This window comes from Paenibacillus ehimensis NBRC 15659, assembly GCF_004000785.1.
In the GTDB taxonomy this organism is placed as follows: Bacteria; Bacillota; Bacilli; order Paenibacillales; family NBRC-103111; genus Paenibacillus_G; species Paenibacillus_G ehimensis.
In genome coordinates this window covers 51,295-78,056 of sequence record NZ_BILX01000023.1, presented here as the reverse complement: position 1 = coordinate 78,056, position 26,762 = coordinate 51,295, and the positions used below count along the sequence as shown (strand labels likewise).

Annotated in this window: 30 protein-coding genes; 25 read left to right on the top strand and 5 right to left on the bottom strand. The window is 57.5% G+C overall.

The genetic code is table 11. The features are described 5' to 3' along the window. Positions 1-14: 14 nt before the first annotated feature. From PEH01S_RS15440 to PEH01S_RS15405, 8 genes are all read left to right on the top strand, one after another. A complete protein-coding gene (locus tag PEH01S_RS15440; protein WP_127486486.1) occupies positions 15-1,106 on the top strand; it encodes a saccharopine dehydrogenase family protein in 1,092 nt (363 codons plus the stop codon). Between the two features lie 146 nt (positions 1,107-1,252). After that, complete coding sequence (locus PEH01S_RS15435; protein ID WP_127486484.1) at positions 1,253-1,987, top strand: metallophosphoesterase; 735 nt, start codon at positions 1,253-1,255, stop codon at positions 1,985-1,987. After that, positions 1,984-2,847, top strand: coding sequence for a GNAT family N-acetyltransferase (locus PEH01S_RS15430; protein ID WP_127486482.1), 864 nt, complete (start codon positions 1,984-1,986; stop codon positions 2,845-2,847). The genes PEH01S_RS15435 and PEH01S_RS15430 overlap by 4 nt, the downstream gene beginning before the upstream one ends. A 236-nt stretch (positions 2,848-3,083) precedes the next feature. Then, positions 3,084-4,361: a threonine synthase gene (locus tag PEH01S_RS15425; RefSeq protein ID WP_127486479.1), complete on the top strand. Its 1,278-nt coding sequence runs from the start codon at positions 3,084-3,086 to the stop codon at positions 4,359-4,361. Further along, positions 4,358-5,023, top strand: coding sequence for an amino acid ABC transporter permease (locus tag PEH01S_RS15420; protein WP_127486477.1), 666 nt, complete (start codon positions 4,358-4,360; stop codon positions 5,021-5,023). Before PEH01S_RS15425 ends, PEH01S_RS15420 begins: the two co-directional genes overlap by 4 nt. Continuing rightward, positions 5,004-5,690, top strand: a complete 687-nt coding sequence (locus PEH01S_RS15415; RefSeq protein WP_127486475.1) for an amino acid ABC transporter permease — start codon at positions 5,004-5,006, stop codon at positions 5,688-5,690. Before PEH01S_RS15420 ends, PEH01S_RS15415 begins: the two co-directional genes overlap by 20 nt. Beyond that, entirely contained in the window at positions 5,671-6,438 is a 768-nt protein-coding gene (locus PEH01S_RS15410; protein WP_025850635.1) for an amino acid ABC transporter ATP-binding protein, read from the top strand. The genes PEH01S_RS15415 and PEH01S_RS15410 overlap by 20 nt, the downstream gene beginning before the upstream one ends. Then, a complete protein-coding gene (locus tag PEH01S_RS15405; protein WP_036714413.1) occupies positions 6,435-7,325 on the top strand; it encodes a transporter substrate-binding domain-containing protein in 891 nt (296 codons plus the stop codon). The genes PEH01S_RS15410 and PEH01S_RS15405 overlap by 4 nt, the downstream gene beginning before the upstream one ends. Positions 7,326-7,381: 56 nt before the next feature. Here PEH01S_RS15405 and PEH01S_RS15400 read toward each other — a convergent pair whose 3' ends face one another. Both PEH01S_RS15400 and PEH01S_RS15395 read right to left on the bottom strand, forming a co-directional pair. Beyond that, positions 7,382-8,191: an inositol monophosphatase family protein gene (locus PEH01S_RS15400; protein WP_164827860.1), complete on the bottom strand. Its 810-nt coding sequence runs from the start codon at positions 8,189-8,191 to the stop codon at positions 7,382-7,384. Continuing rightward, on the bottom strand, positions 8,191-8,982 hold the full coding sequence (locus PEH01S_RS15395) for a TrmB family transcriptional regulator (RefSeq protein WP_127486471.1): 792 nt from the start codon (positions 8,980-8,982) through the stop codon (positions 8,191-8,193). The genes PEH01S_RS15400 and PEH01S_RS15395 overlap by 1 nt, the downstream gene beginning before the upstream one ends. Before the next feature lie 207 nt (positions 8,983-9,189). Between PEH01S_RS15395 and PEH01S_RS15390 the strand changes: the two genes are divergently transcribed. The 4 genes from PEH01S_RS15390 (at position 9,190) to PEH01S_RS15375 (ending at position 13,454) form a co-directional block, all read left to right on the top strand. Further along, positions 9,190-10,194 carry a 2-oxoacid:acceptor oxidoreductase family protein gene (locus PEH01S_RS15390; protein WP_025850631.1) on the top strand — a complete coding sequence of 335 codons (1,005 nt, stop codon included), beginning with the start codon at positions 9,190-9,192 and terminating at the stop codon, positions 10,192-10,194. Between the two features lie 33 nt (positions 10,195-10,227). Next, on the top strand, positions 10,228-12,531 hold the full coding sequence (locus PEH01S_RS15385; protein ID WP_025850630.1) for a thiamine pyrophosphate-dependent enzyme: 2,304 nt from the start codon (positions 10,228-10,230) through the stop codon (positions 12,529-12,531). 81 nt (positions 12,532-12,612) lie between these two features. Beyond that, positions 12,613-12,912, top strand: coding sequence for a hypothetical protein (locus PEH01S_RS15380; protein WP_127486469.1), 300 nt, complete (start codon positions 12,613-12,615; stop codon positions 12,910-12,912). A gap of 20 nt (positions 12,913-12,932) precedes the next feature. Continuing rightward, a complete protein-coding gene (locus PEH01S_RS15375; protein WP_127486467.1) occupies positions 12,933-13,454 on the top strand; it encodes a hypothetical protein in 522 nt (173 codons plus the stop codon). A gap of 97 nt (positions 13,455-13,551) precedes the next feature. Here PEH01S_RS15375 and PEH01S_RS15370 read toward each other — a convergent pair whose 3' ends face one another. Further along, positions 13,552-14,031, bottom strand: a complete 480-nt coding sequence (locus PEH01S_RS15370; protein WP_127486465.1) for a GAF domain-containing protein — start codon at positions 14,029-14,031, stop codon at positions 13,552-13,554. Positions 14,032-14,220: 189 nt separating this feature from the next. Between PEH01S_RS15370 and PEH01S_RS15365 the strand changes: the two genes are divergently transcribed. The 3 genes from PEH01S_RS15365 (at position 14,221) to PEH01S_RS15355 (ending at position 16,920) form a co-directional block, all read left to right on the top strand. Beyond that, positions 14,221-14,910 (top strand): response regulator transcription factor, encoded by a 690-nt coding sequence (locus PEH01S_RS15365; protein ID WP_127486462.1) that lies wholly within the window; start codon positions 14,221-14,223, stop codon positions 14,908-14,910. Next, positions 14,907-16,277: a sensor histidine kinase gene (locus PEH01S_RS15360; RefSeq protein ID WP_025850625.1), complete on the top strand. Its 1,371-nt coding sequence runs from the start codon at positions 14,907-14,909 to the stop codon at positions 16,275-16,277. The genes PEH01S_RS15365 and PEH01S_RS15360 overlap by 4 nt, the downstream gene beginning before the upstream one ends. Positions 16,278-16,437: 160 nt before the next feature. After that, a complete protein-coding gene (locus PEH01S_RS15355; protein WP_025850624.1) occupies positions 16,438-16,920 on the top strand; it encodes a C40 family peptidase in 483 nt (160 codons plus the stop codon). Positions 16,921-16,988: 68 nt separating this feature from the next. Here the strand turns inward: PEH01S_RS15355 and PEH01S_RS15350 are convergent, their stop codons facing one another. Continuing rightward, on the bottom strand, positions 16,989-17,906 hold the full coding sequence (locus tag PEH01S_RS15350) for a DMT family transporter (protein WP_127486460.1): 918 nt from the start codon (positions 17,904-17,906) through the stop codon (positions 16,989-16,991). Positions 17,907-18,112: 206 nt separating this feature from the next. Here PEH01S_RS15350 and PEH01S_RS15345 point away from each other — a divergent pair, with 206 nt between their 5' ends. The 5 genes from PEH01S_RS15345 to PEH01S_RS15325 all read left to right on the top strand — a co-directional run bounded on the left by PEH01S_RS15345 (position 18,113) and on the right by PEH01S_RS15325 (position 21,850). Continuing rightward, a complete protein-coding gene (locus PEH01S_RS15345; protein ID WP_127486458.1) occupies positions 18,113-18,637 on the top strand; it encodes an ADP-heptose synthase in 525 nt (174 codons plus the stop codon). Positions 18,638-18,823: 186 nt separating this feature from the next. Continuing rightward, on the top strand, positions 18,824-20,053 hold the full coding sequence (locus tag PEH01S_RS15340; RefSeq protein WP_127486456.1) for an NAD(P)/FAD-dependent oxidoreductase: 1,230 nt from the start codon (positions 18,824-18,826) through the stop codon (positions 20,051-20,053). Between the two features lie 123 nt (positions 20,054-20,176). Further along, the gene (locus tag PEH01S_RS15335) at positions 20,177-20,956 is read left to right on the top strand and encodes an SDR family NAD(P)-dependent oxidoreductase (RefSeq protein ID WP_025850620.1); all 780 of its coding nucleotides are present in this window, start codon (positions 20,177-20,179) and stop codon (positions 20,954-20,956) included. A 27-nt stretch (positions 20,957-20,983) separates the two neighbouring features. Next, positions 20,984-21,562, top strand: coding sequence for a hypothetical protein (locus PEH01S_RS15330; RefSeq protein ID WP_025850619.1), 579 nt, complete (start codon positions 20,984-20,986; stop codon positions 21,560-21,562). A gap of 48 nt (positions 21,563-21,610) precedes the next feature. After that, positions 21,611-21,850 carry a YkuS family protein gene (locus PEH01S_RS15325; protein WP_025850618.1) on the top strand — a complete coding sequence of 80 codons (240 nt, stop codon included), beginning with the start codon at positions 21,611-21,613 and terminating at the stop codon, positions 21,848-21,850. A gap of 618 nt (positions 21,851-22,468) precedes the next feature. Here PEH01S_RS15325 and PEH01S_RS15320 read toward each other — a convergent pair. After that, entirely contained in the window at positions 22,469-22,777 is a 309-nt protein-coding gene (locus PEH01S_RS15320) for a hypothetical protein (RefSeq protein ID WP_127486454.1), read from the bottom strand. A gap of 63 nt (positions 22,778-22,840) precedes the next feature. Between PEH01S_RS15320 and infC the strand changes: the two genes are divergently transcribed. From infC to PEH01S_RS15295, 5 genes are all read left to right on the top strand, one after another. Beyond that, a complete protein-coding gene (infC, locus tag PEH01S_RS15315; RefSeq protein WP_127486452.1) occupies positions 22,841-23,320 on the top strand; it encodes a translation initiation factor IF-3 in 480 nt (159 codons plus the stop codon). A gap of 121 nt (positions 23,321-23,441) precedes the next feature. Further along, positions 23,442-24,254 carry a class I SAM-dependent methyltransferase gene (locus PEH01S_RS15310; RefSeq protein ID WP_127486450.1) on the top strand — a complete coding sequence of 271 codons (813 nt, stop codon included), beginning with the start codon at positions 23,442-23,444 and terminating at the stop codon, positions 24,252-24,254. Positions 24,255-24,291: 37 nt separating this feature from the next. Next, positions 24,292-25,173 (top strand): phosphotransferase family protein, encoded by an 882-nt coding sequence (locus tag PEH01S_RS15305; RefSeq protein WP_127486447.1) that lies wholly within the window; start codon positions 24,292-24,294, stop codon positions 25,171-25,173. Between the two features lie 256 nt (positions 25,174-25,429). Then, positions 25,430-26,158 (top strand): MBL fold metallo-hydrolase, encoded by a 729-nt coding sequence (locus PEH01S_RS15300; protein WP_025850613.1) that lies wholly within the window; start codon positions 25,430-25,432, stop codon positions 26,156-26,158. 2 nt (positions 26,159-26,160) lie between these two features. After that, the gene (locus PEH01S_RS15295) at positions 26,161-26,757 is read left to right on the top strand and encodes a TetR/AcrR family transcriptional regulator (protein ID WP_025850612.1); all 597 of its coding nucleotides are present in this window, start codon (positions 26,161-26,163) and stop codon (positions 26,755-26,757) included. Positions 26,758-26,762: the final 5 nt, after the last annotated feature.

Here is a 26,762-nt window from a genome sequence, read left to right as displayed (position 1 = left end):
AGGGCGGGAACCGCATGAAGAATAAGATCGTGGTGGTAGGCGGATACGGCCATGTGGGAGCAACCATTTGCAAGCAATTGGGCGAGCGATACCCCGGCCAAGTGTATGCTGCGGGCAGAAGCGCGGAGCGCGCGGAACGGCTCAGCCGGGAAACCGGAGGGAAGGTGAAGCCACTGACGCTGGATATCCGCAATCCAGCCGCTTCGGACGCGCTGAACGACGCCAAGCTCGTGATCATGTGCTTGGATCAGACGGATACCGGTTTCGTCCGGTCCTGTTTCCGAAACGGGACGCATTATATCGATGTGTCCGCGAACGGCGCTTTTTTAGCCCAAGTGGAACGGTGCGGACCGGAGGCCGAAGCGCACGGAGCAACGGCCGTACTGAGCATCGGCCTGGCCCCGGGCTTAACGAATTTGCTTGCGCTCGAGGCAAGCAAGCTGTTGGAGCAAGTCCACGAGATCGATATTACGATCATGCTTGGATTGGGAGACCAGCACGGCGAAGCGGCGATCGCATGGACGGTCGATAACCTGCATGCCAGCTTTGAAGTGATCCGGAACAACCGCAGCGTCACAGTGAAAAGCTTCACGGACGGGCGGGTCGCGGATTTCGGAGCGGATTTTGGGCGCAAAAAAGCGTACCGTTTTCCATTTTCCGACCAACAAACGATTGCCCGCACGCTTGGCGTGCCGACCGTTTCCACGCGCCTTTGCTTCGACTCGGCTATGGTGACCGCGCTGGCGGCAGGGTTGCGGGCGTCGGGAGCAGCCGGCTTCTTGAAGGCCGATTGGGTCCGTCAAGCGGCGATCGCAGGCATCGGAAAGCTGCATTTTGGAGAAGAGCGCTTTGCCGTCAAGGTTGACGCGCGGGGAAGCAAGGGGAAGAAAGACGCCTTTGCTGAATGCTTCTTGCAAGGAAGACATCAGTCGGAGATGACGGCGAAGGTGGCCGTCTCGGTAGCCGACGCGCTCTGCCGCATCACGTTCCCCCATGGCGTATATCATATCGAGCAATTGTTCGAGCTGAGCGACATGCGCAAGTGGTTGGCAAAGGAAGCGGCTGTCGAGATCCGCTTGGACGGAAATCTGCATTCGACGGTATGATTTGCTGCACTTTTTCCCTCACTCCTATCCGGCGAGCTCCGCAGGCTGACAAAGGAATACTATCCAGCGCCACATGGCTGTGATAAAATTACCTATTGTCAGAACGGCTACGGAACAGGATACCAGAGCGGAAGGACAGATTGGCATTGAACAGAACGTTAGTCATCAGCGACATTCACGGGAGTTACGAGAGCTTCGACGCACTGCTGCGCGCTGTAGAGTATAACGCCCGTCAGGATCGGCTCATTCTGCTTGGGGATTACGTAGATCGCGGGCCAAGAAGCAAGGACGTCGTCGAACGGGTGATGACCATGGTTCGGGAGGACGGGGTCGTCGCACTGCGGGGCAATCACGATCAACGCTTTGTCGACGTCGTAACGGGCCCGTGCGAAGAGACCGAAGAAGTGAAGTTTTTAAAATACGGCGGCGTGCAGACGCTTGCGAGCTATTATGCCCCTTTTGAATCGAACGAAGGGACCGACCGGGAGCGTATCGAGTGCGCCAAAGAATGGGTCCGGTCGGAGTATGGCCATCATTTGGCTTTTTTAGGCAGCTTGCCATTGTTTTACGAGGACGAGCGGTTCATTTATGTCCATGCGGGCTTGAACCCGGCGTATCCCAACTGGAAGGAACAGCCGGCACGGGATATGATCTGGATCCGCGAGCCGTTTTACAGCCATCCGACCGTGGTCGAGAAAACCGTCATTTTCGGGCACACGAGAACCTCGTGCCTGCACGATTCCCCCGGCGTATGGTTCGGCGGCGACAAAATCGGGATCGACGGCGGCTGCGTCTACGGACAGCAGCTGAATTGTCTGGTCATCGACGAGTACGGAGGCTTCACGACGTATCACGTGGAAGGGACGAATTGGGAGAGATGAACGAGTCTTATGCTCTGGAATCGATGAACGCCGGCGACGGCGCGCATCTGCTCGCCTTGGCTCAAAGTGTCGGTTGGAGCTTTTCTGCGAAGCAGCCCGATTTGTATTTGCATACGGGACCGGTAGTTGGACATCGGGACGGGGGAAAATGGATTTCGTGCGCTGGCTATTATGCGTACGGCCAAGAGCTGGCCTCCATCGGCCATCTTATCGTTGATCCGGCCTATCAAGGCAAAGGGCTGGGCAAACGTCTGATGCTCCATTGGCTAGAGGAAGCGGAAAAGACGGGCTCGGCGGTTACGCTCGTTTCGACAAAGCCCGGGTTACCGCTGTATACTTCGCTCGGCTTTCAAACGGTCGGGTACGTCCACAGGTTTCAATACGTCGTTCCTGCGGAAAACCCGAAGCAGGAACAGCCTCCCGGTGACGGAGATTTGGTGCCGCTGAACGAAGCCGGACTGCTTGAAGCGATCGAGCTGGATCGGGCAGCGACGGGGGTCCGGCGCGAGCGCGTGATTCATTCCGTCGATCGTCATAAAGTGAGCGGATGGGCTGTCCGCGATTCATCCGGTGCGATCCAAGGCTATGGCTTCGCCCGGGCCAAGGATGACATCTTGGTCGTGGGTCCACTCGTTACCGCGGACGGGGACGCGGCGGTCCGGCTGCTGAAGGTGCTTATGGCGGGCTGGCGGGGCCGGATTCAGCTTGATGTTCCGGGCGCTCAAGCTACTTTTCAAGACCGGCTCCGCGGGCTCGATTTTCGGGAGACTTCCGTTTCGCCGCAAATGCTGCTCGGGGCTTCGTCTTTGCCGGGCCGGCGCGAGCTGTTGTTCGCGCTTGCCGACCCTGCTTTCGGATAAGAGCCGGCCCGGCGGCTTTCCGGTTAGAGCCGGGTTTGTTTGATCGGGCGTTCGAAAACATAGTTGACAAATTGGAATACTCTGTATAGTATAAAAACATCAAATGAACGAATCGTGCCAGGTTGCTGACCGTACGGACGGAAGCCCTTGTTTCATTCTGCGCAAGCGGAACGAAGCAAGGGCTTTTCCTTTGTTGCAACCGGGCGCGGCATCCCGTAGAAAGGCAGGAATCAAACGTGTCCTTCAGCTATGTCTCGCATCTGTATTGTCCGAAATGCGAAGCGAACTATTCCTCCCAAGCGGCGGTACAACTATGCACCTGCGGTTCACCGCTGCTCGTCAGCTACCGCCTGGAAGAATTGAAATCGTCGCTTGACCGATCCGAGCTTGCGGCAAGAAAAGAACGGAGTCTTTGGCGTTACCACGAATTGCTCCCGGTAGAACGCGCAGACAACGTCGTGACGCTCGGCGAGGGCCTTACCCCGCTCTTGCGGATGCCGAAGCTCGGCAGCGGGATGGGCATCGCTCAGCTGCTGATGAAAGACGAGGGGATTACTCCGACGGGCTCGTTCAAGGCCCGGGGCGCCGCCGTTGGCGTCTCCAAAGCGAAGGAGCTTGGCGTGCGTGAACTGGCGATGCCCACGAACGGCAACGCCGGAGCGGCTTGGGCGCTGTATGCGGCCAGAGCCGGCATCCGCGCAACGGTCGTCATGCCCGCGGACGCTCCGGACATCACACGCAAAGAATGCGCCGCCGCCGGGGCCCGTCTTTACTTGGTCGACGGCTTGATTAGCGACGCGGGCCAAATCGTTGCCCGGACGATCGCGGAAGAAGGCCTGTACGATGCCTCGACGTTGAAGGAGCCGTACCGGATCGAGGGCAAAAAAACGATGGGCCTCGAAATCGCGGAGCAATTGAACTGGCGGCTGCCCGACGTCATCCTGTATCCGACCGGAGGGGGTGTCGGCTTGATCGGCATCTTCAAAGCGTTCCGGGAGCTTCAGGCGCTGGGCTGGGTCCAAGGCAAGCTGCCGAGACTCGTCGCCGTCCAAGCGGAGGGCTGCGCCCCGATTGTTCGAGCGTGGAAGGAGAAGAAGACCGAATCGGCGTTCTGGCCTGATTCTTCCACGGTTGCTTTCGGCATTAACGTCCCTAAAGCGCTCGGCGATTTTCTCGTGCTCGACGCGATCTACCGGACAGACGGCTGCGCGGTGGCAGTCGATGACCGGACCCTGCTGCGCGAGCAGCTCCAGATTGCCGGGGAAGAGGGAGCCTTTGTGTGCCCGGAGGGCGCTGCGGCGTTTGCCGCCGCCCGTTTGCTGCGGCAGAGCGGATGGATTCGGGAGGAGGAAACCGTCGTCGTATTGAATACCGGCTCCGGGGTGAAATACCCGAATACGGTTCAGGCGGCCCCGCCTGTGCTGCAGCCGGGCGAACGGTTGCCCAGCCCGGGAGAGACTTGGCCCCGGCCGGATGACCACGCGGGCGGACAGGAGCGGAACCCGTTGACATGACACTCGATACGGCATTCATGCTCGACCATCTGCCCGACTTCGGCCATGCGGCACTTGTGACGCTGGCCGTCGCCGGAATCGCCATCGTCGCTTCGCTGCTCGTGGCTGCGCTGAACTCGGCCGTTATATTTTTCCGGGTGCGCGGGCTAATCTGGGTTGTGCGCGCCTACGTCGAGCTTGCCCGGAATACGCCGCTGCTCATTCAGCTGTTTTTCGTTTATTTTGCGCTGCCGTCACTGGGCATCCATCTGTCCAATTACGCGACGGCGGTACTCGCGCTGACGTTTCTTGGCGGCGGGTATTTCACAGAGGTATTCCGCGCAGGGATCGAGGCCGTATCCGGGAGCCAGAAGGAATCGGGGCTGGCGCTCGGCTTGTCCCGCTGGCAGCTGTTTCGCATCGTCGTTCTGCCTCAAGCGCTGCGGATTGCGACACCGTCCTTGTTTGCAAATTTTATTTTTGTGCTGAAAGAAACGACGGTCGTCTCCGCGGTCGCCATTCCTGAAATTTTGTACACCACCACGAACTACATCGCGCTCTACTACAAAACCTACGAAATGCTTCTGTTGATGACTTTCCTGTATTTGCTGCTGTTTCTGCCGCTATCTTTCTTGCTTTCTTGGGTGGAAAGGAGGTTCCGGCATGGCCAATTCGGGTCTTGATCTCTTGATCGTATCGCTTCCCCAGCTGGGGAAGGGCTTGCTTCAGACGCTAACCCTCGCGCTGTACTGCATCGTGTGCAGCACGTTGGGCGGCCTTGTGTTCGGAGTGCTGCGAGCCTCCCGCAGCCGCTGGCTGAGCGTGCTTACCCGGACGTATTTGGAGCTGTTCCGGTCGATTCCGATTTTGGTCTGGCTGTTTTTCTTTTTCTTCGGTCTGCCCATCTTCTTCGGCATCGATCTGCCCGGCTTCGCCTGCGCCGTTCTGGCGTTGTCGCTGTGGGGGATGACGGAGGTTGGCGAAGTGGTGCGCGGCGCCTTAATCTCGCTGCCCAAGGGGCAGAAGGAAGCGGGGCAAGCGATCGGCCTGAGCCCGGTGCAGCTTTATGTCTACGTCCTGCTTCCGCAGGCGCTGCGCCGCATGATTCCGCCCATCATCAACGTGTATACCCGCATCGTCAAAACAACGTCGCTCGCCGTCCTGATCGGCGTTACGGAAATCATCAAGTCGGGGCAGCAAATTATCGAGCGGACGGGAGAATCCGTGCTGATTTACGGAACGCTGTTCCTGCTTTATTTTGCGCTGTGCTATCCGTTGTCCGTCTTATCCAGAAAACTGGAAAACAAATTGCGAAAAGGGGGAGAGACGGGTGTCCGGCATTTTGCTTGAACTGACGAAGATAGGCAAATCGTTCGACCGGCATTGGGTATTACGCGAGATTGATCTTCAGATTGCCAAAGGCGAGGTGGTCGTCATCCTTGGGCCGAGCGGCTGCGGCAAGAGCACCTTGCTGCGGTGCCTGAACGGGCTGGAGCAGGCGCAAACCGGCAGCATCCGGTTTTGCGGGGAGGAGCTGACCTCGGGGAACGTCCGCTGGCAGCACGTCAGACAGCAGATCGGCATGGTGTTTCAAAGCTACCACCTGTTCCCGCATTTGACCGTTCTTGAAAATATCACGCTCGGTCCGGTCAAAGCCCAGCGCCGGTCCAAGCGGGAAGCGGAGGCTCAGGCGGAGAAGCTGCTGGAGCGCGTCGGCTTGCTGGATAAAAAGCACGCCTATCCGAGGCAGCTTTCGGGCGGTCAGCAGCAGCGGATCGCCATCGTGCGGGCGCTGTGCATGAACCCGGAGGTCATTCTCTTCGACGAGGTCACCGCGGCGCTGGACCCCGAGATGGTCAAGGAGGTGCTGGAGGTCATGCTCGGTCTGGCTGAGCAGGGCATGACGATGGTGATCGTCACCCATGAGATGGGCTTTGCCCGGGCGGTAGCCGACCGGATCGTCTTCATGGACGAAGGGAGAATCTGCGAGACGGGTTCGCCGGACACGTTCTTTACGAAACCGAAAACGGAGCGGGCCCGGCGTTTTTTGGACAAATTTTTGCTTGTGGAGACATGGAAAGGGAGAGAGAGCGGATGATAAAAAAGAGAACAAGATCCTTAGTGGTTTTGAGCCTGTTGGTGGGGTTGCTTGCCGCCTGCGGTACGGGAGGAGGAGGCAAGCCGCAGGCTGCCCCGGGGACAGGAGCCGCTTCGGAGCCGAAGCAGGCGGGGGCGCTGCAGAAAATTAAAGACCGCGGCAAGCTGATCGTCGGCGTGTTTTCGGATAAGCCTCCGTTCGGCTTTACGGACGAGAAGGGCAAGCTTGTCGGCTTTGACAACGACTTGGCAAGGCGGTTCGCCAAAGATCTCCTCGGCGATGAAAACAAGATCGAGTTCGTGATCGTCGAGCCGGCGAGCCGCGTCCCTTTTCTGCAAAGCGACAAGGTCGATCTTATCGTTGCCAACATGACGGTGACCGAGGAGCGGAAGCAGGCGGTCGACTTCACGAATCCGAATTTGAAGGCGGCGACGCAGGTCATCGTCCGGGGCGATAGCGGCATCAAGTCGCTGGCCGATTTGAAAGGAAAAAAAGTGATCGTCACGAAAGGGACGACCGCCGATCTATTCCTGACCAAAAACCGGCCGGACGTCGAATTGATCAAATTTGAGAAAAACACCGAATCGCTCCAAGCGCTGAAGGATGGACGGAGTCCCGCGTATGCCCAAGACAGTCTTATCTTGTTAAGCTGGGTGCGCAAAAATCCGGGCTTTACCGTGCTTCCCGAGAAGCTGGAGAAAGAAGCCCCGATCGCACCGGCGGTGAAAAAAGGAAACAACGAGCTGCGGGAATGGGTCAATCAGGAGTTGGAGGCGCTGGGGAAGGAAAAATTTTTGCTGCAGCTCTACGACAAATACGTAAGGGCGGAGCTCGGTCCGGACGTAGATCCGAACGAAATTATCGTCGAAGGCGGCAAGTGGCAATAGCTGCCGGTAAGCTGACCAAGCCCGGTGGAAACCAGGCTTGGTTTTTGATTTCCCTGTCAAACGGCCTCTTCCTGCAATGCGGCGATCAACTGCGGGTGAAGCATACGGCTGGCGGCAGCAATTCCGCCGGGACCTTGACCGAACGGACGGCCTTCCGTATCCGTGACCGTGCCTCCGGCTTCCTGCACCAGCAAAGCGCCGGGCAGCCAATCGAAGGTGTCGTTCCCGTGCTCCCAGTAGGCGTCCAGCCTCCCGTTGGCCACATAAGCGAGCTGAAGCGATACGGAGCCCAGCATCCGGGTGATCATCGAACGGGACATGACCCGGGAAAGCCCCTGAACCGTCTGCACAAGCCTGCCGTCCTTGGATACCAGGGTGGGGTGGGAGGTGGCGACGACGGCATGCTTCAGCTCCCGCTTCTGGCCCGCGCCAATCCGCGTCCCGTTTAAATAAGCGCCTTCGCCTTGCACCGCATGAAACAGCTCGCGGCGGCACGGGTCGTATACGGCGGAAAAGACCGGAGCGCCGTCCCGGGTCAAGCACAGCGCCGTAGACCAGAACGTGAAGCCTTGGAAGAAGTGGAACGCCCCATCCAGCGGATCGCAGATCCAGCAGTCGCCCGAACGAATGGCTTGCCGTTGTTCTTCCAGATCGAATTCGCCGTCGGACCAGCGGATGTCCGGGTAATTCGCTTGCAGCACGGAGCGGAGCACCTCCTCAGCTTGGCCGTTACGCTGCTGAAACCGGTGTGCAAGCTCCTCGAAATCATGCGGCGGAGTTCCCTGCATATCCGTAAATTTCGCATACAGGTCGTCTCCGACCTCCTTCAGCAGTCCTGTGCAAAAAGCGATATCGATCCCGACCATCAAATATCCCATCCTTTGTCTTTCATATAATAGGCGAGGAGCTTTTCATAGTTTTCGCCGTATTTCGCGGCCAGCTCCCGTCCGAAATCGGCTTCGATGTGCGTCATCAGCATGTCGTGGTAAAACGCGTTTTTTAGCGTTTCGACGACCGCCGGATGGTCCGTCTCCACCGCCGATGGCTTCACCTCGCCGCCGAAGCTTCCGAGCAGGGCGTTCGCAGAATCGCACAATAGCGAAAACTTGCGCGCGGTCTGGTTGGGCCAAGCGTCGCTGCGCTTATGCACCCGCACGTTGTTCAGCGCGGTCCGCACTTCGCCCAGCGTGATCAGAATGACGGTGACGCCTCGCCGTTCCGCTTCCAGCAAAGGCTCCTCAAACCAGCGGATATCCTCAGACCACAGGTCGGCGACAATGGTTTTCGATGCGTTGACCGTCAGCCTCCGGATCGCCTGCTCCAGCGGCTTGCTGCCCTGCCAGTTGTAGAAAGCCGGCACGATACGGGGCGGCGGCTGAATTTCGCGGACAAGCCGCTCCGCCGTCCTCTCGAAATCGGATCGCATCAGACGCAGAAGCTGTTCCACCGGCACGGCATCGTACCGGGCCGGATCGCCTTCGATGGTCAGGCAGGCTCCCTTATCCGATAAAGACCGCAGCGCCGCATAAACGTTCGTCCGCGAAACCGAGACGCGCTTGGCCACCTCGTAGCCCGATAAGCCGGATTCCTCGTGCAGCGTCAAGTAACATTTGGCCTCCAGCTCGGATAATCCGATATGCCGAAGCAATTCGATCATATGCCGCTTCACCTCTTAATAGTAGTATGAATAAATACTACTTCAATTTTCATGTCAGGTCAAGTGCTCGAACAATGGAAGATTAGTTGACGAAAGCGCTTGCGACACGAAACTTTCAAGCCCAAAGCCCTATGCGAGCCAGGTATAAACTGGTATACTGAATTGTGGAAATAGTATAACTTTTCAAACATGAGGGGAGTTGAACAGATGAGAGTTCTACCGAAAACGAACGACCTCGGCTTCTTTGAAATTCGGCTCGAATCCATCGGCGGTCTTGGAGCCAATCTGGCGGGGAAAATGCTTGCGGAGGCTGGCGTTGTTGGAAGCGGGTTCAACGGCGTGAGCTTTTCTTCTTACGGTTCGGAGAAAAAAGGTTCGCCGGTTAAAGCGCATATCCGATTTTGCGACATAAATACGAATATTCGCGATACGACTCCAGTGGAACGTCCGCATGTCGTAGGCATTTTTCATGAAAATTTGTCGAAAACAGTCAACGTGATCAGCGGCATTTACGAGGACAGCCTGGTTTTGGTCAATTCGGCAAAAAGCCCGGAAGCGCTCAAAGAGAAGATGAAGCTGATCGGCGGCACCATTGCGGTAGTCGATGCAACCGGCATCGCGCTGGAGGAGAAAAACCGCGTCAACATGGCGATGCTTGGCAGTCTGTTCCGGCTGTGCGACTTCCTTGATTTCGAACACATGAAAGGCATTATCCGCAAGTCGCTCGAGAAAAAATACCCCGGCGCGGTCGAGCCTGCCCTGCGCACGTTCCAGCGCGGCTACGACGAGGTGCAGTTCCAGACGTTCGCGCTGCCGGAGGGCACCGAGATGCCGCTGCCGAAGCGGTGGGATATTCCGGTATACGGCTACGAAACCCAGCCGATCGGCGGGATGGTGTCGAATCCGGGGAACAGCATTCTGAAGGACCTCAGCATATCGCGCAGCGGGATGATGCCGCATTTTGACGACGAGAAATGCATTCACTGCGCGGCCTGTGATACCGCCTGTCCCGACTTTTGCTTCGTGTGGGACGAACAGCCGGACAAGAAAGGACGTCCGCAAATGTTCCTCCAAGGCATCGACTATCAATACTGCAAAGGCTGCCTGAAATGCGTCGTTGCCTGTCCGACCGAGGCGCTGTCCTCGAACCGCGAGACGGAAGGCTACGCGGAAGAGCATCGCGTGCCGCATCGTTTTAGCTTGGCGCAATAAATCACTGTTAGCAGGGAGAGGTGAACCAAACTAATGGCTATTGAGATTAACAAAGAGGTCAGCCAAGGCACGGTCGAGCAGCGGATGGTTTACGAATCCGGCAACGAGATGGCGGCTTATGCGGCTCACCAGATTAACTACCATATTATGGGTTATTTCCCGATTTCGCCATCGACGGAGGTCGCGCAGTTCCTCGATCTGATGAAGGCGAACGGCCAGCATGACATCAAGCTCATTCCGGCGGACGGCGAGCACGGCTCGGCAGGGATATGCTACGGCGCTTCCACCGCAGGCGGACGCGTGTTCAACGCGACCAGCGCGAACGGTTACTTGTACATGCTGGAGCAGATGCCGGTGCAATCCGGGACCCGTTTCCCGATGGTTTTGAACCTCGTTTGCCGTTCGGTATCCGGACCTTTGAACATCCACGGCGACCACTCGGACCTGTACTACGCGCTCAATACGGGCTGGCCGATCCTGATGTGCCGCGATCCGCAAGCCGTCTACGATATGAACATTATGGCCATCAAGCTGGCCGAAGACCCTGAGGTCCGCCTGCCGGTCATCGTCGCTTCCGACGGTTACTTCACTTCCCACCAAAAACGCCGCGTGCAAACGTTCGCCCACAAATCGGACGTGCATGCCTTTATCGGCGAGCCGCCGAAGCAATTCCCGCACGTGCTTGACCGGAACAATCCGATTACGGTAGGACCTTACATGAACGAGCCGGATTACATCAATAACTGCTACCAGCAGTCCGTTGCGATGTACAATGCCGGGGAAGTATTCGACCGCATCCGGCAAGAATACCGGGTGCTGACGGGCCGCGATTATCCGATTCTCGACCTGTACCGGATGGAAGACGCCGAAGTGGCGGTATTCCTGATGAATTCGGCGTCCGAGATCATTAAGGATGTCGTCGACCAACTGCGGGCCAAAGGGATCAAAGCCGGATCGATCGCGCCGAATATGATTCGCCCGTTCCCTCAGAAGCAAATCGCAGAAGCGCTTAAAAACGTCAAAGCCGTCACGGTAGGCGACCGCGCGGATTCGTACGGAGCGTACGGCGGAAACATGACGATGGAGATCAAAGCGGCGCTGTTCACGGAAGGCAACCGCGATACGATGGTCATCAGCCGGATTTACGGGCTGGGCGGCAAAGATTTCTACGCCGAGGACGGCCATCACCTGTTCGAATTGGCGATCGAAGCGGCCCAAAAAGGCCGGGTCGACGTTCCGTTCGATTATTACGGACATACGCCGGGCGATCCCGACAAGAAGCCGCAGCGTGTCATCGAGCCGATGAAATACGAGGATTTGAAAACCGGATTGATTACGGTCGACAAAGACGAGACGACGGGCCAATTGAAGGTGAAGGTTCCGCCGATCCGCCAGCTGACCAAGAAGCCGAAGCGGCTTGCGCCGGGACACGGTGCCTGTCCGGGCTGCGGTATTTTCTCCGGTCTGGAGCTGTTCTTCAAAGGGATCGAAGGAGATATCGTGGCGCTGTTCCACACCGGCTGCGCAATGGTCGTGACGACGGGGTATCCGTATTCTTCGCATAAAGCGACCTACATTCACAACTTGTTCCAAAGCGGCGCGGCAACGCTCTCCGGCGTCGTGGAAATGTTCTGGGAGCGCAAACGCCGCGGCGAGCTGGAGCATCTGAACTTGCCGGACGACTTCACGTTCGTCATGATTACCGGCGACGGCGGGATGGACATCGGGATGGGCCCGGCCATCGGCGCCGCACTGCGCAATCATAAAATGATCATTCTCGAATACGATAACGAAGGCTACATGAATACCGGCGCGCAGTTGTCCTATTCGACGCCGCTCGGCCACCGGACCTCCACGTCCAACGTCGGGAAGCATCAGGGCGGCAAGCTGTTCCATCATAAGGATACGCCGCAGATTATGGCCGCCACGAATATTCCTTATGTGTTCACCGGTTCCGAAGCGAACCCGCAGGATTTGCTGAAAAAAGCCGCCAAGGCGCAGTATTATGCGCAGAACGAAGGCTTGGTTTACGGCAAAATTCTCATCACCTGTCCGCTCAACTGGCTGTCCGAGGAACAAATCGGGCAATCGCTTATCGACCAAGCCGTCAATTCCTGCTTCTTCCCGCTGTACGAAGTGGAGAACGGCGTAACGACGATCACGTACAATCCGGAAGAGAAGAACAAGCGGATACCGGTTGGCGATTGGTTGAAAAATATGGGCAAGACGAAGCACCTGACGAAGCCCGAATACGCGGAGGCGCTGCAATCGTTCGAGAACGAAGTCGAACGCCGCTGGAGCCGTCTCAAGGCGAAGCACGAAAATCCTTACTTGTAAGGACCGGCACGAACCTCAGGCGCAAACTCGTTCTTTGAGCTTGCGCCTTTTGATTTCCAGAAGAGATTCGGAGGAGTTTCGATGCCTTATGTACTGAGACATGCCGGTTCCGGCGAAATCGCCGCATGTATTCAAAAAAACGTTTACGATTTCGATTATTTCGGCATCAAACAGTGGGAGGACGAGGGGCAGGCCGAGGCGGATAAGCATGCTTTTCTGGAGAGCATTGGGTATGATAACCCCCAGAATTGGCATACCCTTCTTATGAAAGAGGAGCGTGTCAAGCTCTGCAACGTGAGGCTGAAGAACGACCCGTCCCGCCGGGTGAGCCTGAGCGGGGACGGCCAGCTCACCGTTCATTCCGCCTCCCAACGACTATAAAACGGGGAATGGTAGTTTTGATGAAAACAAACCCTTTTGCCGATTTCGAAGCGGCGGGTACCGAGCAGGAGCTGGCCGCCCTTCGGGAATCGATTCAAAGCCAAGGCTTTACCGCCTTCCGGCGGCTGCTCGAAGGCTTCCGGGATCGTCTCAAGCAATTCTCGGACGGCGATATCCCCTCCGTGAACGGATTGCTGGAGCGGGCCCGGCGGTTGTTTCCCGAGCCGGGGACGTTCAGCCCGTCCTGGGTCAACATATGGGACGAATTCGAGCGAATTGCCGCATACAAGCAAACGGTGCTGGAGACCATTCCGGCCGGGGAGCGCGAAGGGGAGTGGCAGGTGCTGCTCGACAACCCGTATACGAACTCCGATCTCGTGTGCTATCCCGGACTCAGCTTTTTGGAGGGGGCCTACTTATACGCCTACTTCCGCAGCGACCTGAAACAGAACGAATATATCCGGCTGCAAAAAATTCAAAATCTTGTTATGGCCTTCGGCAGCGAACGGCAGGAAGCCGCGAACAAAAAAGCGGAAGGTTAATTTTGGTGTAAATGTCGAATTAAAGGAAAAACCGGGATTCGAGCGGAAAGCCGCTTCAAACCCCGGTTTTTTCGCGTTGATCCGTTTCGTCCCGCCGTTACATCCGCTCGGCGAGCTTTAACGCGAACAGCTCCAAATAATGCTGATCCGTCTCGTCGAAACGATTTTTCTCCGGACTGTCGATGTCCAGCACGCCGATCAGGCGCTCGCCATGGAGAATCGGAACGACGATTTCCGACTGCGAGGCGGCGTCGCAGGCGATGTGGCCGGGGAATTGATGGACGTCTGCGACGCGCACCGTTTCCCGGAGGCTGGCTGCGCGCCCGCAGACGCCTTTATCAAGCGGAATGCGCACGCAGGCGGGCAAGCCTTGAAAGGGCCCGAGCACCAGCTCTCCGTCCTCGAATAAATAAAACCCGACCCAGTTGATCCGCTCCAGAAACTGGTTCAGCAGCGCGGCGGCGTTGGCCAGGTTAGCGATCCGGTTCGGCTCGTCTTCAATAAGTGCGGATAATTGGGAAATGAGCAGCGTATAATTTTCCTCGCGCGTTCCCGTATAGGCAGAAGCATGAAACATAATCGACGACTCCTTTTTGGCGGCAGATACCGCTGAAATTAGCATATTTTCCATGAGACGTCAAGGCGCCGGATCATGATTTAATGCTTATTGCCGCCGGCTTCAAGCTGCCGCTGCGGGCATCTGTGAAAACGGAATACGGTCCCGCTGGAATGGTTACCCTGTATACAAACGGCTGCAGGAGAACGTATGACGCAATCTATTCTGGTCATTGAAGATGAAGAACATATCGCCCGGGTGCTGACGCTTGAACTCGAGCACGAGGGCTACGAGGTCGAGACGGCGAATGACGGCCGGGAAGGGGCCAGACTGGCTACTTCCAAGCCTTGGAGCCTTATTTTGCTCGACGTCATGCTTCCGGAATGGAACGGACTGGAAGTGCTGCGGCGCATCCGTCAAGTTAACGCGGAGGTGCCTGTCATTTTGCTGACGGCCCGGGATGCGACGCCCGATATTGTCAGCGGGTTCGATCAAGGCGCGAACGACTACGTTACGAAGCCGTTCGTGATCGAGGAGCTGCTGGCGCGCGTCCGCAACCTGATCGGTTTGACAAGCCGGCATAAGCCGGAGACCGACACGCTGAGCGCCTCGGACTTGACCGTCGATCTCAAAGCGCGAAAAGTGACGCGCGGAGGCAACTTGATCGAGCTGACGCCGAAGGAGTTCGATCTGCTGCAGTATTTAATTCAGCACAAAGGACATGTTCTGACAAGGGAACAAATTATTTCCGACGTGTGGGGCTACGATTTCGTAGGCGACACCAATATTGTAGACGTGTATATCCGCTATTTGCGCCAGAAGATCGACAAAGGCTATCAGCCTAAGCTGATCAAGACCGCGCGAGGCGTCGGCTACGAGCTGACGGATCCCGAGACATGAGCCTGCGGACGCGATTGATGCTGCTGTCGGGCTTGTGGATTTTGTTAATCGTCGTCTTTTTCAACTGGTTCATCTATTACTATATTTTGAAGAAGACAACGGATAACGAAGTGCGGCAGCTGTGGAACAAGGCGCAAATCATCCTGCGCGATACGGAGATCTATCATCCGGCCAATTGGAACCCGGGGCAGCTTCAAGAATATTTGGAGCCCGATTCGCTTATTCGAATTATTTCGCCGGACGGCGCCGTGCGCACGCAAGTGTCGACAAGCGAGGAGCTGTCGGCCCACCCGGCCATATACCGGACGCAGTATCATACGGTCGTGCGGAACGAGCTGGGCCTGCTTATTTTGTTCATTCAAGTGCCGATCGTCGGTAAAAGCAACGTTCAGATCGGGCTGCTGGAGCTTGGAAAAGGGCTGAATGTCGTCGCCGCCTTTATGGAGCTTCTGGTCGCGGGACTGACGATGACGACGGGCAGCGTGCTGCTGTTTTCGCCGCTCGTCGGTTTTTTTTACACGAAAGCGCTCATCCGTCCGATTCGTCAATTGCTGGAGACGATGCGAACGATCCGGAGCAAAGGCGATTTTATTCTGCTTAGCTCCCAGTTCACGGCAAAAAAGGACGAGCTGGGCGAGCTCGGCCGAACGTTCAACGAGATGATCGTACGCCTGCAGGAGAACGACCGGAGGCAGAAGCATTTTGTCGCGGACGCTTCGCACGAGCTGAAAACGCCGCTGACCGTCATCGAAAGCTATACGTCCCTGCTGCGCCGGTGGGGAGGCCGGGATCCCGCGATCCGGCAGGAGGCGCTGAATGCGATTCATTCGGAAACCGTGCGCCTCAAAGGGCTCATCGACGCTCTGTTGCGGCTGGCTGAGGTGGAGCGTCATGCGGAAACGGAGCTGCATCCCGTCCGCATTGCGGAGCTGATCCGCTCGACCGCCGAGCAAATGCGCCGGGCGTTCGGTAGAAATATTATCGTCCGAATCGATGCGGAGGAGACGGAATGCAGCGGCGATGAGGCAAGGCTGAAGCAGCTGCTGATCATCCTCCTCGACAATGCGATCAAATACAGTCAAGAGGACGTTATCGTCGAATGCGGGGAGGAGGAGCGCTGCGTCGTCATTCGAGTGATCGATCGAGGAATGGGGATACCGTCCGGGGAGCTTCCTTTGCTGTTCGAGCGGTTCTATCGCGTGGATAAAGCGAGAAGCCGGGGCACCGGAGGATCGGGGCTGGGCCTTGCGATCGCGAAGCAAATTGTCGAGCTGCATCAAGGCTTGATCCGCCTTGACAGCGAGGAAGGGAAAGGGACGACGGCGACGGTGAAGCTTCCAAAATCATCCTTGAGAGCGTTTCAATAAGAACAATATGAGAATTTTCTCATGAATTTCTAATAATCGGCGCTAAAGCGCCGGGCGGCAGGCCTTTAGCGGAGTTTGGCGGAATTGCCTGCGTTTTCATCTGTGCTATAGTGGGGAACAGGCAAAACAGCCAAACCTGACTTCAAGGAGGACGTTACAGATGAAACAACTGTTTGGAAAACGCTGGGGGAACATGGTGGTGTCGATCGGCCTGTGCACGGCTTTTCTGTTCGGCAGCACGCTCGCCGCTCCGGCCGAAAGTGCTTATGCGTATTCCGCATCCAAAGCGCAAAGCATTATTTCCACAGGGAAACGCTACCTGCATACCCCTTACAAGTTCGGTGCGCCGATCGGTACGACCAAAGTATTCGACTGCTCTTCTTTCACAGCGACGATCTACGGCAAGTACGGCGTAAAGCTGCCGCGTACGTCAGCGGCGCAAGCCAAAGTCGGCAAATATGTGTCCAGAAGCCAATTGAAGCCGGGAGACCTGGTCTTCTTCTACTCCCCGATTCATCATGTTGCGGTTTATATAGGCAACGGGAAAATTATGCATACGTACGGCAAACCGGGAGTTACCATCTCCAATCTGAACAGCGGCTGGTGGGACAAGCATTATAAGACGGCACGCCGCGTCCTGTAATCTCAGACAAGCACATGAACAAAAGCCGCTGCCTCCTCGGGTTTCCGGGAAGCAGCGGCTTTTGTGCGTTAGGTCATCTCTGTCCTGCCGGTCTGGGCGGCGACAGCTTCCCGCTCGTTCGAGCGGAGGAACATCCATACCCCGGACAACAGGACGAAGCCGGCGGCGGCTTGCATCCATGTAATGCTCTCGCCAAGCAGCAGGTAAGCCAGAATCGTCGCGCCCAGCGGCTCCCCGAGGACGCTCATCGATACGGATTCGGGTCGCATATACTTCAGCAGCCAGTTGAACAAATAGTGGCCGAACAGCGTCGGAACGACGGCCAGAAGCAGGAAGATGCCCCATTCCCGCGAGTCGTAGCCGGTAAAAGGCAACCCTGCCGCCAAATTATAAACGGCGAGCACCAGCGCGGCCAGCACAAAGACGAAGAAACTGAAGACAAAGGCGGGAATCCGCTTCAGCATGCTTTTGGCCAGCAGGATTTGCACGGCCATCGCCGCCGTTCCGAGCAGGGACAGCAGGTCGCCGAGCAGCGCTTCTCCGGTCAGCCCCCAGTCGCCCCAACCGATCATAGCCGCTCCCAGAATCGCGACCGCCATGCTGAGCACGGCCAGCAGGTTCGTCCGTTGGCCGAGGAACAGGCAAGCGCCGATCAGGACGAAGACGGGCTCCAGCGAGAGGATTGCGGTCGAGCTTGCGACCGTCGTCAGGTTGAGCGATTCCATCCAGAACAAGAAATGGAGGCCGAGCGCAACGCCCGACCAGAACAAGCCCGCCCAGTCGTTTAGGCGCAGCTGCGCTACCTCGCGGCGGTACCGCAGCAGCAAAGGCAGCAAAATCGCCGCGGTCAGCAGCAGCCGGTACATCGCGATGACGGAAGCCGAAGCATGGGACCAGCGGACAAAAATCGCTGAAAAAGAAATCGCAACGATGCCGATCACAAGAAGCAGCGGCAAAGGAACGGGAAAACGTTTTGCAGCATTCATCAGGTTACCTCTCCATTTCATAACGATCGGTGACAGGCACATTGCTCTATTATAGCACCGGATTCGCGACTCTTACAGGGTCAGAATTGAAAAAGCGGGCAAGGCGCGAGAACGTCTGCAAAGTTGGACTTTTATTCCCAATTGTGATATGAAAGAATGTAGGCCGGACTTAGGAACGGACGCATCACTATAGGGGGGAATTGGAAATGTCCCGGCGTTTTGTTATCGAGGCGGTGCTTGTGGCCGTATATGGCGAACTCATGGCGCCAAGCCGCCCGGTGGAATATTTGATTCCGTATTCGACGATATTGGAATTATACGAGATGAAAGACAGCCCCGAACCGGTCATGCCGGATGCGGATGACGATGCTCATGTCAAAGGAAAGATCGGGGAGCTCATCGCCTTTTTCGACGACTCGTTCAATAAGAAGAAGCTGGAGCGCGCGCTAGCCGCACCATGGCGTCCGAGTCCCCCGCTGCCGATCAACGAGAACGTGACGTTTACGGTCATCAACGCCATAGACAATGCCCAATACGGGGAATCGTTCGATCCGATCGAAACCGAGGTCGTGCTGACCTCCCTGCGGGAGAATGCGCCTATTTTGACGGACCAGCTTGAATTGATGGAGAAAATCATTCAGGCCGAGGTTCCCGTTCAAGTGTATGACGTGTACGATTTTGAATTCGCCGTCGAAGATGGGATTACCGCAGACGATTTGATGAAGCCGTAACCGCGCCTTGCGCTCAGCGGCTACAGGCATGCCGGAATCCCGGTCAGGGGATGCGGCCCGCGACAGGTCAACCGGATTTTGCCCGGTTGGCCTTTTTTGCGTTTTTTTCGCGAGGGCTGTCACAAACCGGCCCTTTCGTTCGCCATAAGGGTGGAGAGCGAGAAAGACGCGAGAGGATGGTCCACCATGGAAAGTAAAACAATTATAGTCGTCGGCGGAGGCTACGCCGGTCTGAATGCGGTCAGGGCGCTGCAAAAGCAATATGCCCGTGCCAAACAACAGATTCGTTTGATCCTGATAGATAAGGAGCCATACCACCTGAGAAAGGTGCTGCTGTTTAAGGCGGCCGTCGGAGAGCCGGAGCTTCGGGTGCCGTTCTCCTGCTATTTTGGCGATGAGGTGACCTGCATTACCGCTGCGCTAACCTCCGTGAAGGCGAGCCACCGTACGATTCAAGTGACTTATGCGGACGGCACGACCCGCGCTATGCCCTACGACCGGCTGGTCATTGCGCTGGGCAGCCTTGTCGTCTCGCCTCCGCCCGAGCAGGGAGGCATCCCGCTGACGAGCGTCGCAGCCGCCGAACAAATCCGGAGCGAGCTCAAGCGGAAGGTGGAACAGGCGCGGTTGGAGCGGGAGCCCTCGCGGCAAAAAAGCCTGCTGTCCGTAACGGTTGTCGGCGGCGGCATCACGGGGATGGAGGCTTCGGCGGAAATCGCTTATTGGCTGAAGCGGGAGGCGGAGCAGGCCGGGCTCGATCCCCGTTTGGCCGGGGTGCATCTCGTGCATTCGGGGAAGCGGCTGGTGGACAATGCCCCCGCCGTCGTCGGACGCAGGGTCGAGAGCAGGCTGAACCGCATCGGGGTGAACGTGCTGTACGGCGTTCGGGGCACGAAGCATGCGGACGGCGTGCTTCATTTGAGCGACGGATCCAGGCTGCCCGCCGGGGTATGCGTATGGACGCTGGGACTTGAGCCGAATCCGGTGCTGAAGCAGCTCGGCCTGCCGACGGAAGCCGACGGCAGATTGACCGTAGATGCCCATTACCGCGTTAAGGGGACAAGGGACATTTACGCGATCGGCGACGGGGCGCGAATCCTCGACCCCCGTACCGGTCAAGAGGACGCGATGACCTGCAAAGAGGCGATTCCGCAGGCGCAGCGGCTTGCGAAGATTATAGCGGCCGATTTGGAAGGGAAGGAAGGGCCGAAGCATCGTTCGTTCATGCCGCTGTACTGCATCGGGCTGGGTCCCGAGGACGGCTTGTTCTGGATGCGCCTATGGGGGATGAACCTGATTCTGTCCGGAAAGGCGGGATTGTTCGTCCGGCATGCGACATGGGATGCAGCCAGCTTGATCGGCGGCGATATCCGGCACAAGCTGGCAGTGCGGCGTGCAGCAAAAGCTGAAATTTAATCCAATCAATGGTACAATAGGAGTAGGACCATTACGAGGTTCCCCTTCAGGTTAACGTGCTGCTGCTGCGAGGCGCATCACGGCGGGCTGGAAGGGGAGTTTTTTGTGGAAGGAGCATCCTAGATGAAAGGTTATGTTGTAACCGGCGCTTCCAAAGGGTTAGGACTGGCTTTGACCCGCCGCCTGCTTGCTGCCGGGCACCGCGTCATCGGAATTTCACGGACCGCTGCGGATGCGGCGGATGCCGGCGACCGTGCGGACGGAGCTGCGGGGCGGAACGAGGCCGAGCATTACGCATACGATCTGAAACGCCCGGACGGGATTGAGGCGCTGATCGCAACCATCGTCCGATCGTTGGAAAAGGAGCCGCTCGACGCCCTCACGCTGATCAATAACGCGGGGATGCTGGAGCCGATTATGCCGCTGGATCAGGCCGATAGCCTCACGCTGACCGAGCAGATGCACGTCAATCTTTTGACCCCGATGCTGCTGATGTCCGCTTTTATCCGGGCGACGAAGGATTGGCCTGTCTCGACGGCCAGAACGATCGTCAATATTTCTTCCGGCGCGGGGAAAAAGCCGTATTCCGGCTGGAGCGGCTACTGCGCAACCAAGGCAGGGCTGGATATGCTGACGCGCTGCGTCGGGCTGGAGCAAGGCGACGGGCCGCAGGCAGTGAAGGTCGTCTCGATCGCGCCGGGCGTCGTGGATACGGGCATGCAGGAGCTGATCCGCGGGACGGAGCCGGGCCGCTTCCCGGAGGTGGAGCGCTTTGTGGGGCTGAAGCAAACGGGCGGACTGTATACGCCGGATGAGGCGGCAGAGCGAATCCTGCATGTGGTGGAGGGCGGACGGTTCGCTCAGGGCGACGTGCTGGATATCCGCCATTTGCCGCAGGCGTAAGGCCATGCTGCGAAAGGGGAAGGTACCTTGTTTGACCCGACGATATTCGACAATTTAAAAGTAGTGCTCGAAGGACATTTGTACGATTTGGATGCGGAACAAACGATCCGGGTCATCGGCCGGGAGGATTTCATCGATCTGGCCAGCATGAAACGGATATTCAGCATGCGCATTCAACGCGACGAAGGCTGCTGCCAAGCGGAAATCAGCATGACCAGCGTGTTGTCCGACTTCGCCGGGGAACGGTTCCGGCTCGTCGAACCGGGCGATCGGCCCGGCGCCAAGCTGGCGCTCAGACTGGACATGCCGCTCAGCCATTGCGAGCACGCGGCGGAGCTGCACCGGGCCATGGAGGAACGGTGGGCGGAGGAAGCCCGGATCCGTCACGAAAGGTCGGCGGAATTCGTTCCGGACGACGGCTCCGGACGTTCGGCAGGCGGGCGTTCGGATGAAACGGGCGCTTACCGGATACATATCGAGTTTATTCGTAAAATTGATGAAAGCCATATCGGCGATATGGAAAGCCTGCTTTCCCATCTGGTCGACAGCTTGACCGATGCGGACGAGGTTGTCGAGCGGAAGAGGAGGGCACGCGACGGCGAATAAAAGAAGCCGGTGCTCGGTATACTACAATCTGGATAAGGAGGGAAGATCATGGCGAGAATTGCAGTGGAAAACAGCTTGCAGGATGTAAAGGACGCGCTGCAGCAGAACGGGCACGAAGTCGTGTCCGTCGATAACGCGAATTTGCAAAATTGCGACTGCTGCGTTATTTCCGGACAGGACAAGGACGTGCTGGGCATCGCGGAAACCGCAACCAAAGCTTCCGTTATCAATGCTCAAGGCATGACATCCGATCAGATTGTCGAACGAGTGAACCAAAGCTTAAGCTGATTCGCCTCGCTCCGCCAGCCATCGGCGGACATGCCGAAAGGACCGGATTCCATCGAAGCCGGTCTTTTTTGTATGTAATGGATACCTTTTGTGGGGCTGCAGCTAGGATAGGATGAGCTTCCGGGTCTGAGGCTATGTTGGGGTTCGGGTGTGCGGATATGACAAGTGGGTGCAGAGGATAAGTGCGTGAGGCTGAAAGCGGTGCTGTTGAAAAATAAAGGAACTGCGATGCGTTAAGCGGAACACCGGATCGTTCTTCGGAGCATAGAGGAAGCAGGATGCTTTAACTGTGTCGAAAAATGTTTATCGTCCTTGGAAGAGGGCTTTTGGCGAACGTCAGTTCCTCTATTTGCACAGGGAGCGGCTGAATGAATGACATAAGGCATGGCAGTTCCTCTATGGCGGCGAGCGATTGAGAGCGGTTGTCCAGGGGATGGGATCGTTCCTCTGATGTGGTCGGGGAGTGATGGAAATACGTTTCCACAGCAGCGGGAGTGCTTTTTGTTCCTGCGGCCGTTGAGAGGGGGGCTTCAGCGAGTTTTCGCAGTCATGAAGGAATACGCCGGCTGCGAGCCTGCGAGCGGCAGGCCCAAGCTGTGACTCCGGCGGTGCCGGACGCTACCTTCCGGACTTTTGGCGCTTCGCGATTTCTTGCGTCACGACGAAGGCCAGCTCTTCGTTGCCGAACATGGACAGCACGCCGAGCAGCGTATCGTCCGGCACTTCCCCGGCTTCCTCCTTCGGTACGGTTAGCTCCAGCGCCTGCTGCAGCGCGGCGTTCGGTTCCTGCTGCGGATAGGCGCGCTCATACAATACGACGGGATCGAGGTCGTGGTTTATACACCACTGGGCGAACGCGAGAATCATCATATTTTCGTCCCGCCGATAATTGCGGATGACTTGCTCTTCGATTTCTTTGCGGTTCATTGAAAAATCTCCTTCTAAGCGGTAAGATGGGTTCATTATATCGAAAGTTCAGGTGGGTTCACAATGATTATTAACGAAAAAATTAAAGCGTCCGAGGTTCATTTGACCGGCGTCGACGGCGAAGATTTCGGCATTGTTCCTACTGCCGAGGCGCTGGCCATGGCCCGGAAGCTCAAGGTCGACCTGGTCTGCACCTCGCTCATGAGCAGTCCGCCGCCGTGCAAGCTGGTCCGCGCCGGGACGGCGAAACAGGAAGCGCAGCAAGCCCGGAAGCGCGAGCAGGCGCCGAAGCTGAAGGAAATTCGTCTGACGCCGCAGATCGAAGAGCACGATTACGAGACGAAGAAGCAGCAGGCGGAGCGGATTTTGAAATCCGGGGATTCTGTTCAATTTGTCGTGCGGATTCAAGGCAAGGAAGGGGCGCAAGCCAAAGCGCTGCTTGAATCGCTGTTGAACGATTTGGCCGCGAGCGGACGCAAGAAGACGGGCATCCAGGTTAGCGGCAAGCAAGCCGCCGTTCAAGTCGATCCGTTGACCGAGTAGGGCGGAAGGACACGCAGATAAGGCAGGACGGATTTTTTAGCTTTAACTAAATTGGGTATTTACTCCTGCTTTCGGATCGCGATAGGATGGAAAGGATCGTAATCTGGAAGGAGTTTTCCATATGGAATACGGAATGAACAAAAATCGGGACAACTGGAACGACCGGACGCCGGTGCATGAGCAATCCGAGTTTTACGACGTGGCGTCGTTTCTTGCCGGCCGTTCGTCTCTCCTCTCGGTCGAGCTGGACGAATTGGGCGAAGTGGCGGGGAAGTCGATGCTTCATCTGCAGTGTCATTTCGGCCAGGACAGCTTGTCTTGGGCCAGGCTCGGAGCGCGGGTGACCGGGGTCGATTTTGCCGAGGAAGCGGTTAAGCTTGCCCGCTCGCTGAACGACAAGCTGGGGCTGGACGCCCGGTTCGTATGCGCAAATGTGTACGATGTGCCTCAGGCGTTGCCGGAGGAGACATTCGACATCGTGTTCACGTCTTACGGCGTCCTATGCTGGCTGCCGGACCTGACCCGGTGGGCGGAAATCATCTATGAGAAGCTGAAGCCCGGCGGCACCTTTTATATTGCCGAAGGTCATCCGCTTGCCGATGTTTTCGAAATCGTCGACGGAGAGCTGCGCATGGTTTATTCGTATTTCGAAGGCGAAGCGATCGTACTTGATCTTGAGGGCACATATGCCGACCGGAGCGCCAAGCTCGGCAATACCGTCACCTACGAGTGGGCGCATTCGCTGGGCTCCATCGTGACCGCGCTGATTCAAGCCGGGCTGCACATCGAATTCGTGCATGAGTTTCCCTTCTGCATGTACGAGAAATTTCCGGGGCAGATGGAGAGAGGCGAGGACGGCTGGTGGAGATTGAAGGGGAAGGAGTTTATCCCGATGCTGTTCTCAATCCGGGCGACCAAGCCGGCGGAAGCTTGAAACGGGCGCAGCTTTGGCGGCCAGGGATTCGATTAATATGGAAAATAAAGCTTTATATTTGGAAACGCTTCGGCGCGATTGTCCCGAGCTGCCTTTGCGCGAGGTCGAGGCGATTGAGTCCGGTCAAAACAACGACGTGCTGCTGGTCAATGGCGAGTGGATTTTCCGATTTCCCAAATATGCGGAAGGGATCGGCCGGCTTCGCTACGAAGTCCGTCTTCTGAAGATCGTAAGGGAGCGGGTGTCGATCCCGGTTCCAGTCCCGGCGAAATGGAATCTCCAATCCGAGCGGATCGGCAGCGTGTTTGTCGGCTATCCGAGAATTCCCGGGAAACCGTTACTTGACGGACAATGGAAGGAACTGGAGAACGGCGGCGTTCCGATGATTCGCGGGCTTGCCCGGCAGCTTGCCGCCTTTTTGAAGGCATTGCACGGCGTGCCCGCCGGCGCATTGGAAGAATCCGGGCCGGAGTATGACGGGTACCGCGAGTGGGCGGACCTGTTCGAGCGCATTCGTGCCAAGCTGTATCCTTACATGAGCCGGGAAGCGCAGCGGTGGACGGAGCGGCACTTTGCAAGCTTTCTCGGCAACGGGTCCAACTTTCAAGTAGCGCCGGTGCTCGTTCACGGCGATTTCGGGGGCTCCAACATCCTTTATGATCCGCGGCGGCGCGAAATTAGCGGCATTCTCGATTTCGGTTCGTCGGGTCCGGGCGACCCGGCGGTAGATTATGCGGGGCTGCTTGCTTCCTACGGGGAGCCGTTTCTGCAGCATATGATCGAGGCTGATCCGGACATTGAAGGGCTGCTGGACCGGGTGAAATTTTATCAAGGAACGTTTGCGCTGCAGGAAGCGCTGTTCGGCTTGGAGAACGACGACCCCGAAGCCTTTCGCGACGGGATCGAATCATATAGGTAAGCTGCATGGGGACGAAGAAGCGGTACAGGGTCGCATAAGATGCCGAGCAGTGATACGGGCGGCCGGGCCGCTCGTCTGCGGCGTGCAAATCCTCGGCTTGATTCGGGCTTGGGCCATAAGGAAACAGTTATCTTCCAAAAGGTAACTGTTTTTTTTGTTTTTCATCCGCCAGAATAAAATAGACTTGCAAAAACTAATGGTATTAGTTATTATAAAACTAATGATATTAGTTAATTGACTAAGGGGAGATATAACGATGCAAATCAAACAAGAACGGACCGTCTACCAACTGACGTTTATGCCGCGGCTTTTCCCGGTAAATTGTTACTTTGTCGAAGAGGACGACGGGTTGACCTTGATCGATGCGGCGCTGCCGTATAGTGCCAAGGGCATCCTTCAAGCGGCCAATACGATCGGGAAGCCGATTGCACGCATTGTCTTAACCCACGCGCACGACGATCATGTCGGCGCGCTCGATAAGCTGAAGCAAGCGCTGCCCGGCGTCCCGGTGCATATTTCCGCGCGGGATGCGCGGCTGCTGACAGGCGATGTTACGCTGGACCCGGGCGAGCCGGACGCCCCGGTCCGCGGCGGCGTGCCGAAGAACGTGCGTACGCGCGCCGACGTGCTGCTTCAGGACGGCGACCGGGTCGGCTCGCTGCTGGCTGTGGCGGCCCCTGGACATACGCCGGGCTCGATGGCTTTTCTGGACACCCGCAACCGGGCATTGATTGCCGGTGACGCGTTCCAGACGAGAGGCGGCATCGCCGTGTCGGGTCAAGTCCGGCCTTGGTTCCCGTTCCCGGCGATGGCTACCTGGAGCAAGGAGCTTGCGCTGGAGAGCGCCCGCAAGCTTCGCGAGCATCGGCCTTCGCTGCTGGCCGTAGGGCACGGGAGCATGCTCGGCGAGCCCGGAAAAGCGATCGACCGCGCCATTGCCGACGCCGAACGCAATCTGCCCCTCGTTGCGAAAAGGAGCGTGTAACGATGTCGCCAAGAATCGGTCTCGATCTGCCTGCCATTCTGCAAGCCGCAGTTGAAATTGCGGATGCCCGCGGCCTGGAGGAAGTCACGCTGGCTTCGCTCGCGCAGAAGCTGGACGTCCGATCCCCTTCCCTTTATAACCATGTGAACGGATTAAGCGGGCTGCGCAGCAAGCTGGCCGTCCACGGCTTGGAGCAGCTTCTGCATGTCATGACGCAGGCTGTTGTCGGCCGCTCGGGAGACGATGCGGTCCGCGAGTTAGGCAAGGCCTACGTGGCGTTTGCCCGCGCGCATCCGGGGTTGTACGATGCGACGCTCCGCGCTCCCGACCCGGAGGACGCAGAGGTGCGGCGCTTGGCCGGCGAAACGGTCGATCTCGTTGTCCGCGCGCTGCAGGCCTACGAGCTGAAGGACGAAGCGGCGCTGCATGCCGTACGCGGACTGCGCAGCCTTCTACACGGCTTCTCCTCCCTTGAGCAGCGCGGCGGGTTCGGGATGCCGCTCGATCTCGACGTCAGCTTCCGGCTGCTTCTCGACACCTTTCTTGCGGGTCTGCACGAGATGAAGCGAAGGGCGAAAGCAGAGTCGAAGCGGGATTAAGAAGG

What these genes read in the sequence shown, in the direction of transcription:
- PEH01S_RS15420 (WP_127486477.1), top strand. Translation starts at nt 4,358, where the DNA reads ATGACACTCGATACGGCATTCATGCTCGACCATCTGCCCGACTTCGGC.
- PEH01S_RS15390 (WP_025850631.1), top strand. Translation starts at nt 9,190, where the DNA reads ATGAGAGTTCTACCGAAAACGAACGACCTCGGCTTCTTTGAAATTCGG.
- PEH01S_RS15340 (WP_127486456.1), top strand. Translation starts at nt 18,824, where the DNA reads ATGGAAAGTAAAACAATTATAGTCGTCGGCGGAGGCTACGCCGGTCTG.
- PEH01S_RS15415 (WP_127486475.1), top strand. Translation starts at nt 5,004, where the DNA reads ATGGCCAATTCGGGTCTTGATCTCTTGATCGTATCGCTTCCCCAGCTG.
- PEH01S_RS15310 (WP_127486450.1), top strand. Translation starts at nt 23,442, where the DNA reads ATGGAATACGGAATGAACAAAAATCGGGACAACTGGAACGACCGGACG.
- PEH01S_RS15325 (WP_025850618.1), top strand. Translation starts at nt 21,611, where the DNA reads ATGGCGAGAATTGCAGTGGAAAACAGCTTGCAGGATGTAAAGGACGCG.
- PEH01S_RS15395 (WP_127486471.1), bottom strand. Translation starts at nt 8,982, where the DNA reads ATGATCGAATTGCTTCGGCATATCGGATTATCCGAGCTGGAGGCCAAA.
- PEH01S_RS15320 (WP_127486454.1), bottom strand. Translation starts at nt 22,777, where the DNA reads ATGAACCGCAAAGAAATCGAAGAGCAAGTCATCCGCAATTATCGGCGG.
- PEH01S_RS15430 (WP_127486482.1), top strand. Translation starts at nt 1,984, where the DNA reads ATGAACGAGTCTTATGCTCTGGAATCGATGAACGCCGGCGACGGCGCG.
- PEH01S_RS15345 (WP_127486458.1), top strand. Translation starts at nt 18,113, where the DNA reads ATGTCCCGGCGTTTTGTTATCGAGGCGGTGCTTGTGGCCGTATATGGC.
- PEH01S_RS15405 (WP_036714413.1), top strand. Translation starts at nt 6,435, where the DNA reads ATGATAAAAAAGAGAACAAGATCCTTAGTGGTTTTGAGCCTGTTGGTG.
- PEH01S_RS15375 (WP_127486467.1), top strand. Translation starts at nt 12,933, where the DNA reads ATGAAAACAAACCCTTTTGCCGATTTCGAAGCGGCGGGTACCGAGCAG.
- PEH01S_RS15335 (WP_025850620.1), top strand. Translation starts at nt 20,177, where the DNA reads ATGAAAGGTTATGTTGTAACCGGCGCTTCCAAAGGGTTAGGACTGGCT.
- PEH01S_RS15350 (WP_127486460.1), bottom strand. Translation starts at nt 17,906, where the DNA reads ATGAATGCTGCAAAACGTTTTCCCGTTCCTTTGCCGCTGCTTCTTGTG.
- PEH01S_RS15380 (WP_127486469.1), top strand. Translation starts at nt 12,613, where the DNA reads ATGCCTTATGTACTGAGACATGCCGGTTCCGGCGAAATCGCCGCATGT.
- PEH01S_RS15300 (WP_025850613.1), top strand. Translation starts at nt 25,430, where the DNA reads ATGCAAATCAAACAAGAACGGACCGTCTACCAACTGACGTTTATGCCG.
- PEH01S_RS15305 (WP_127486447.1), top strand. Translation starts at nt 24,292, where the DNA reads ATGGAAAATAAAGCTTTATATTTGGAAACGCTTCGGCGCGATTGTCCC.
- PEH01S_RS15400 (WP_164827860.1), bottom strand. Translation starts at nt 8,191, where the DNA reads ATGGTCGGGATCGATATCGCTTTTTGCACAGGACTGCTGAAGGAGGTC.
- PEH01S_RS15365 (WP_127486462.1), top strand. Translation starts at nt 14,221, where the DNA reads ATGACGCAATCTATTCTGGTCATTGAAGATGAAGAACATATCGCCCGG.
- PEH01S_RS15385 (WP_025850630.1), top strand. Translation starts at nt 10,228, where the DNA reads ATGGCTATTGAGATTAACAAAGAGGTCAGCCAAGGCACGGTCGAGCAG.
- PEH01S_RS15295 (WP_025850612.1), top strand. Translation starts at nt 26,161, where the DNA reads ATGTCGCCAAGAATCGGTCTCGATCTGCCTGCCATTCTGCAAGCCGCA.
- PEH01S_RS15355 (WP_025850624.1), top strand. Translation starts at nt 16,438, where the DNA reads ATGAAACAACTGTTTGGAAAACGCTGGGGGAACATGGTGGTGTCGATC.
- infC (WP_127486452.1), top strand. Translation starts at nt 22,841, where the DNA reads ATGATTATTAACGAAAAAATTAAAGCGTCCGAGGTTCATTTGACCGGC.
- PEH01S_RS15440 (WP_127486486.1), top strand. Translation starts at nt 15, where the DNA reads ATGAAGAATAAGATCGTGGTGGTAGGCGGATACGGCCATGTGGGAGCA.
- PEH01S_RS15360 (WP_025850625.1), top strand. Translation starts at nt 14,907, where the DNA reads ATGAGCCTGCGGACGCGATTGATGCTGCTGTCGGGCTTGTGGATTTTG.
- PEH01S_RS15370 (WP_127486465.1), bottom strand. Translation starts at nt 14,031, where the DNA reads ATGTTTCATGCTTCTGCCTATACGGGAACGCGCGAGGAAAATTATACG.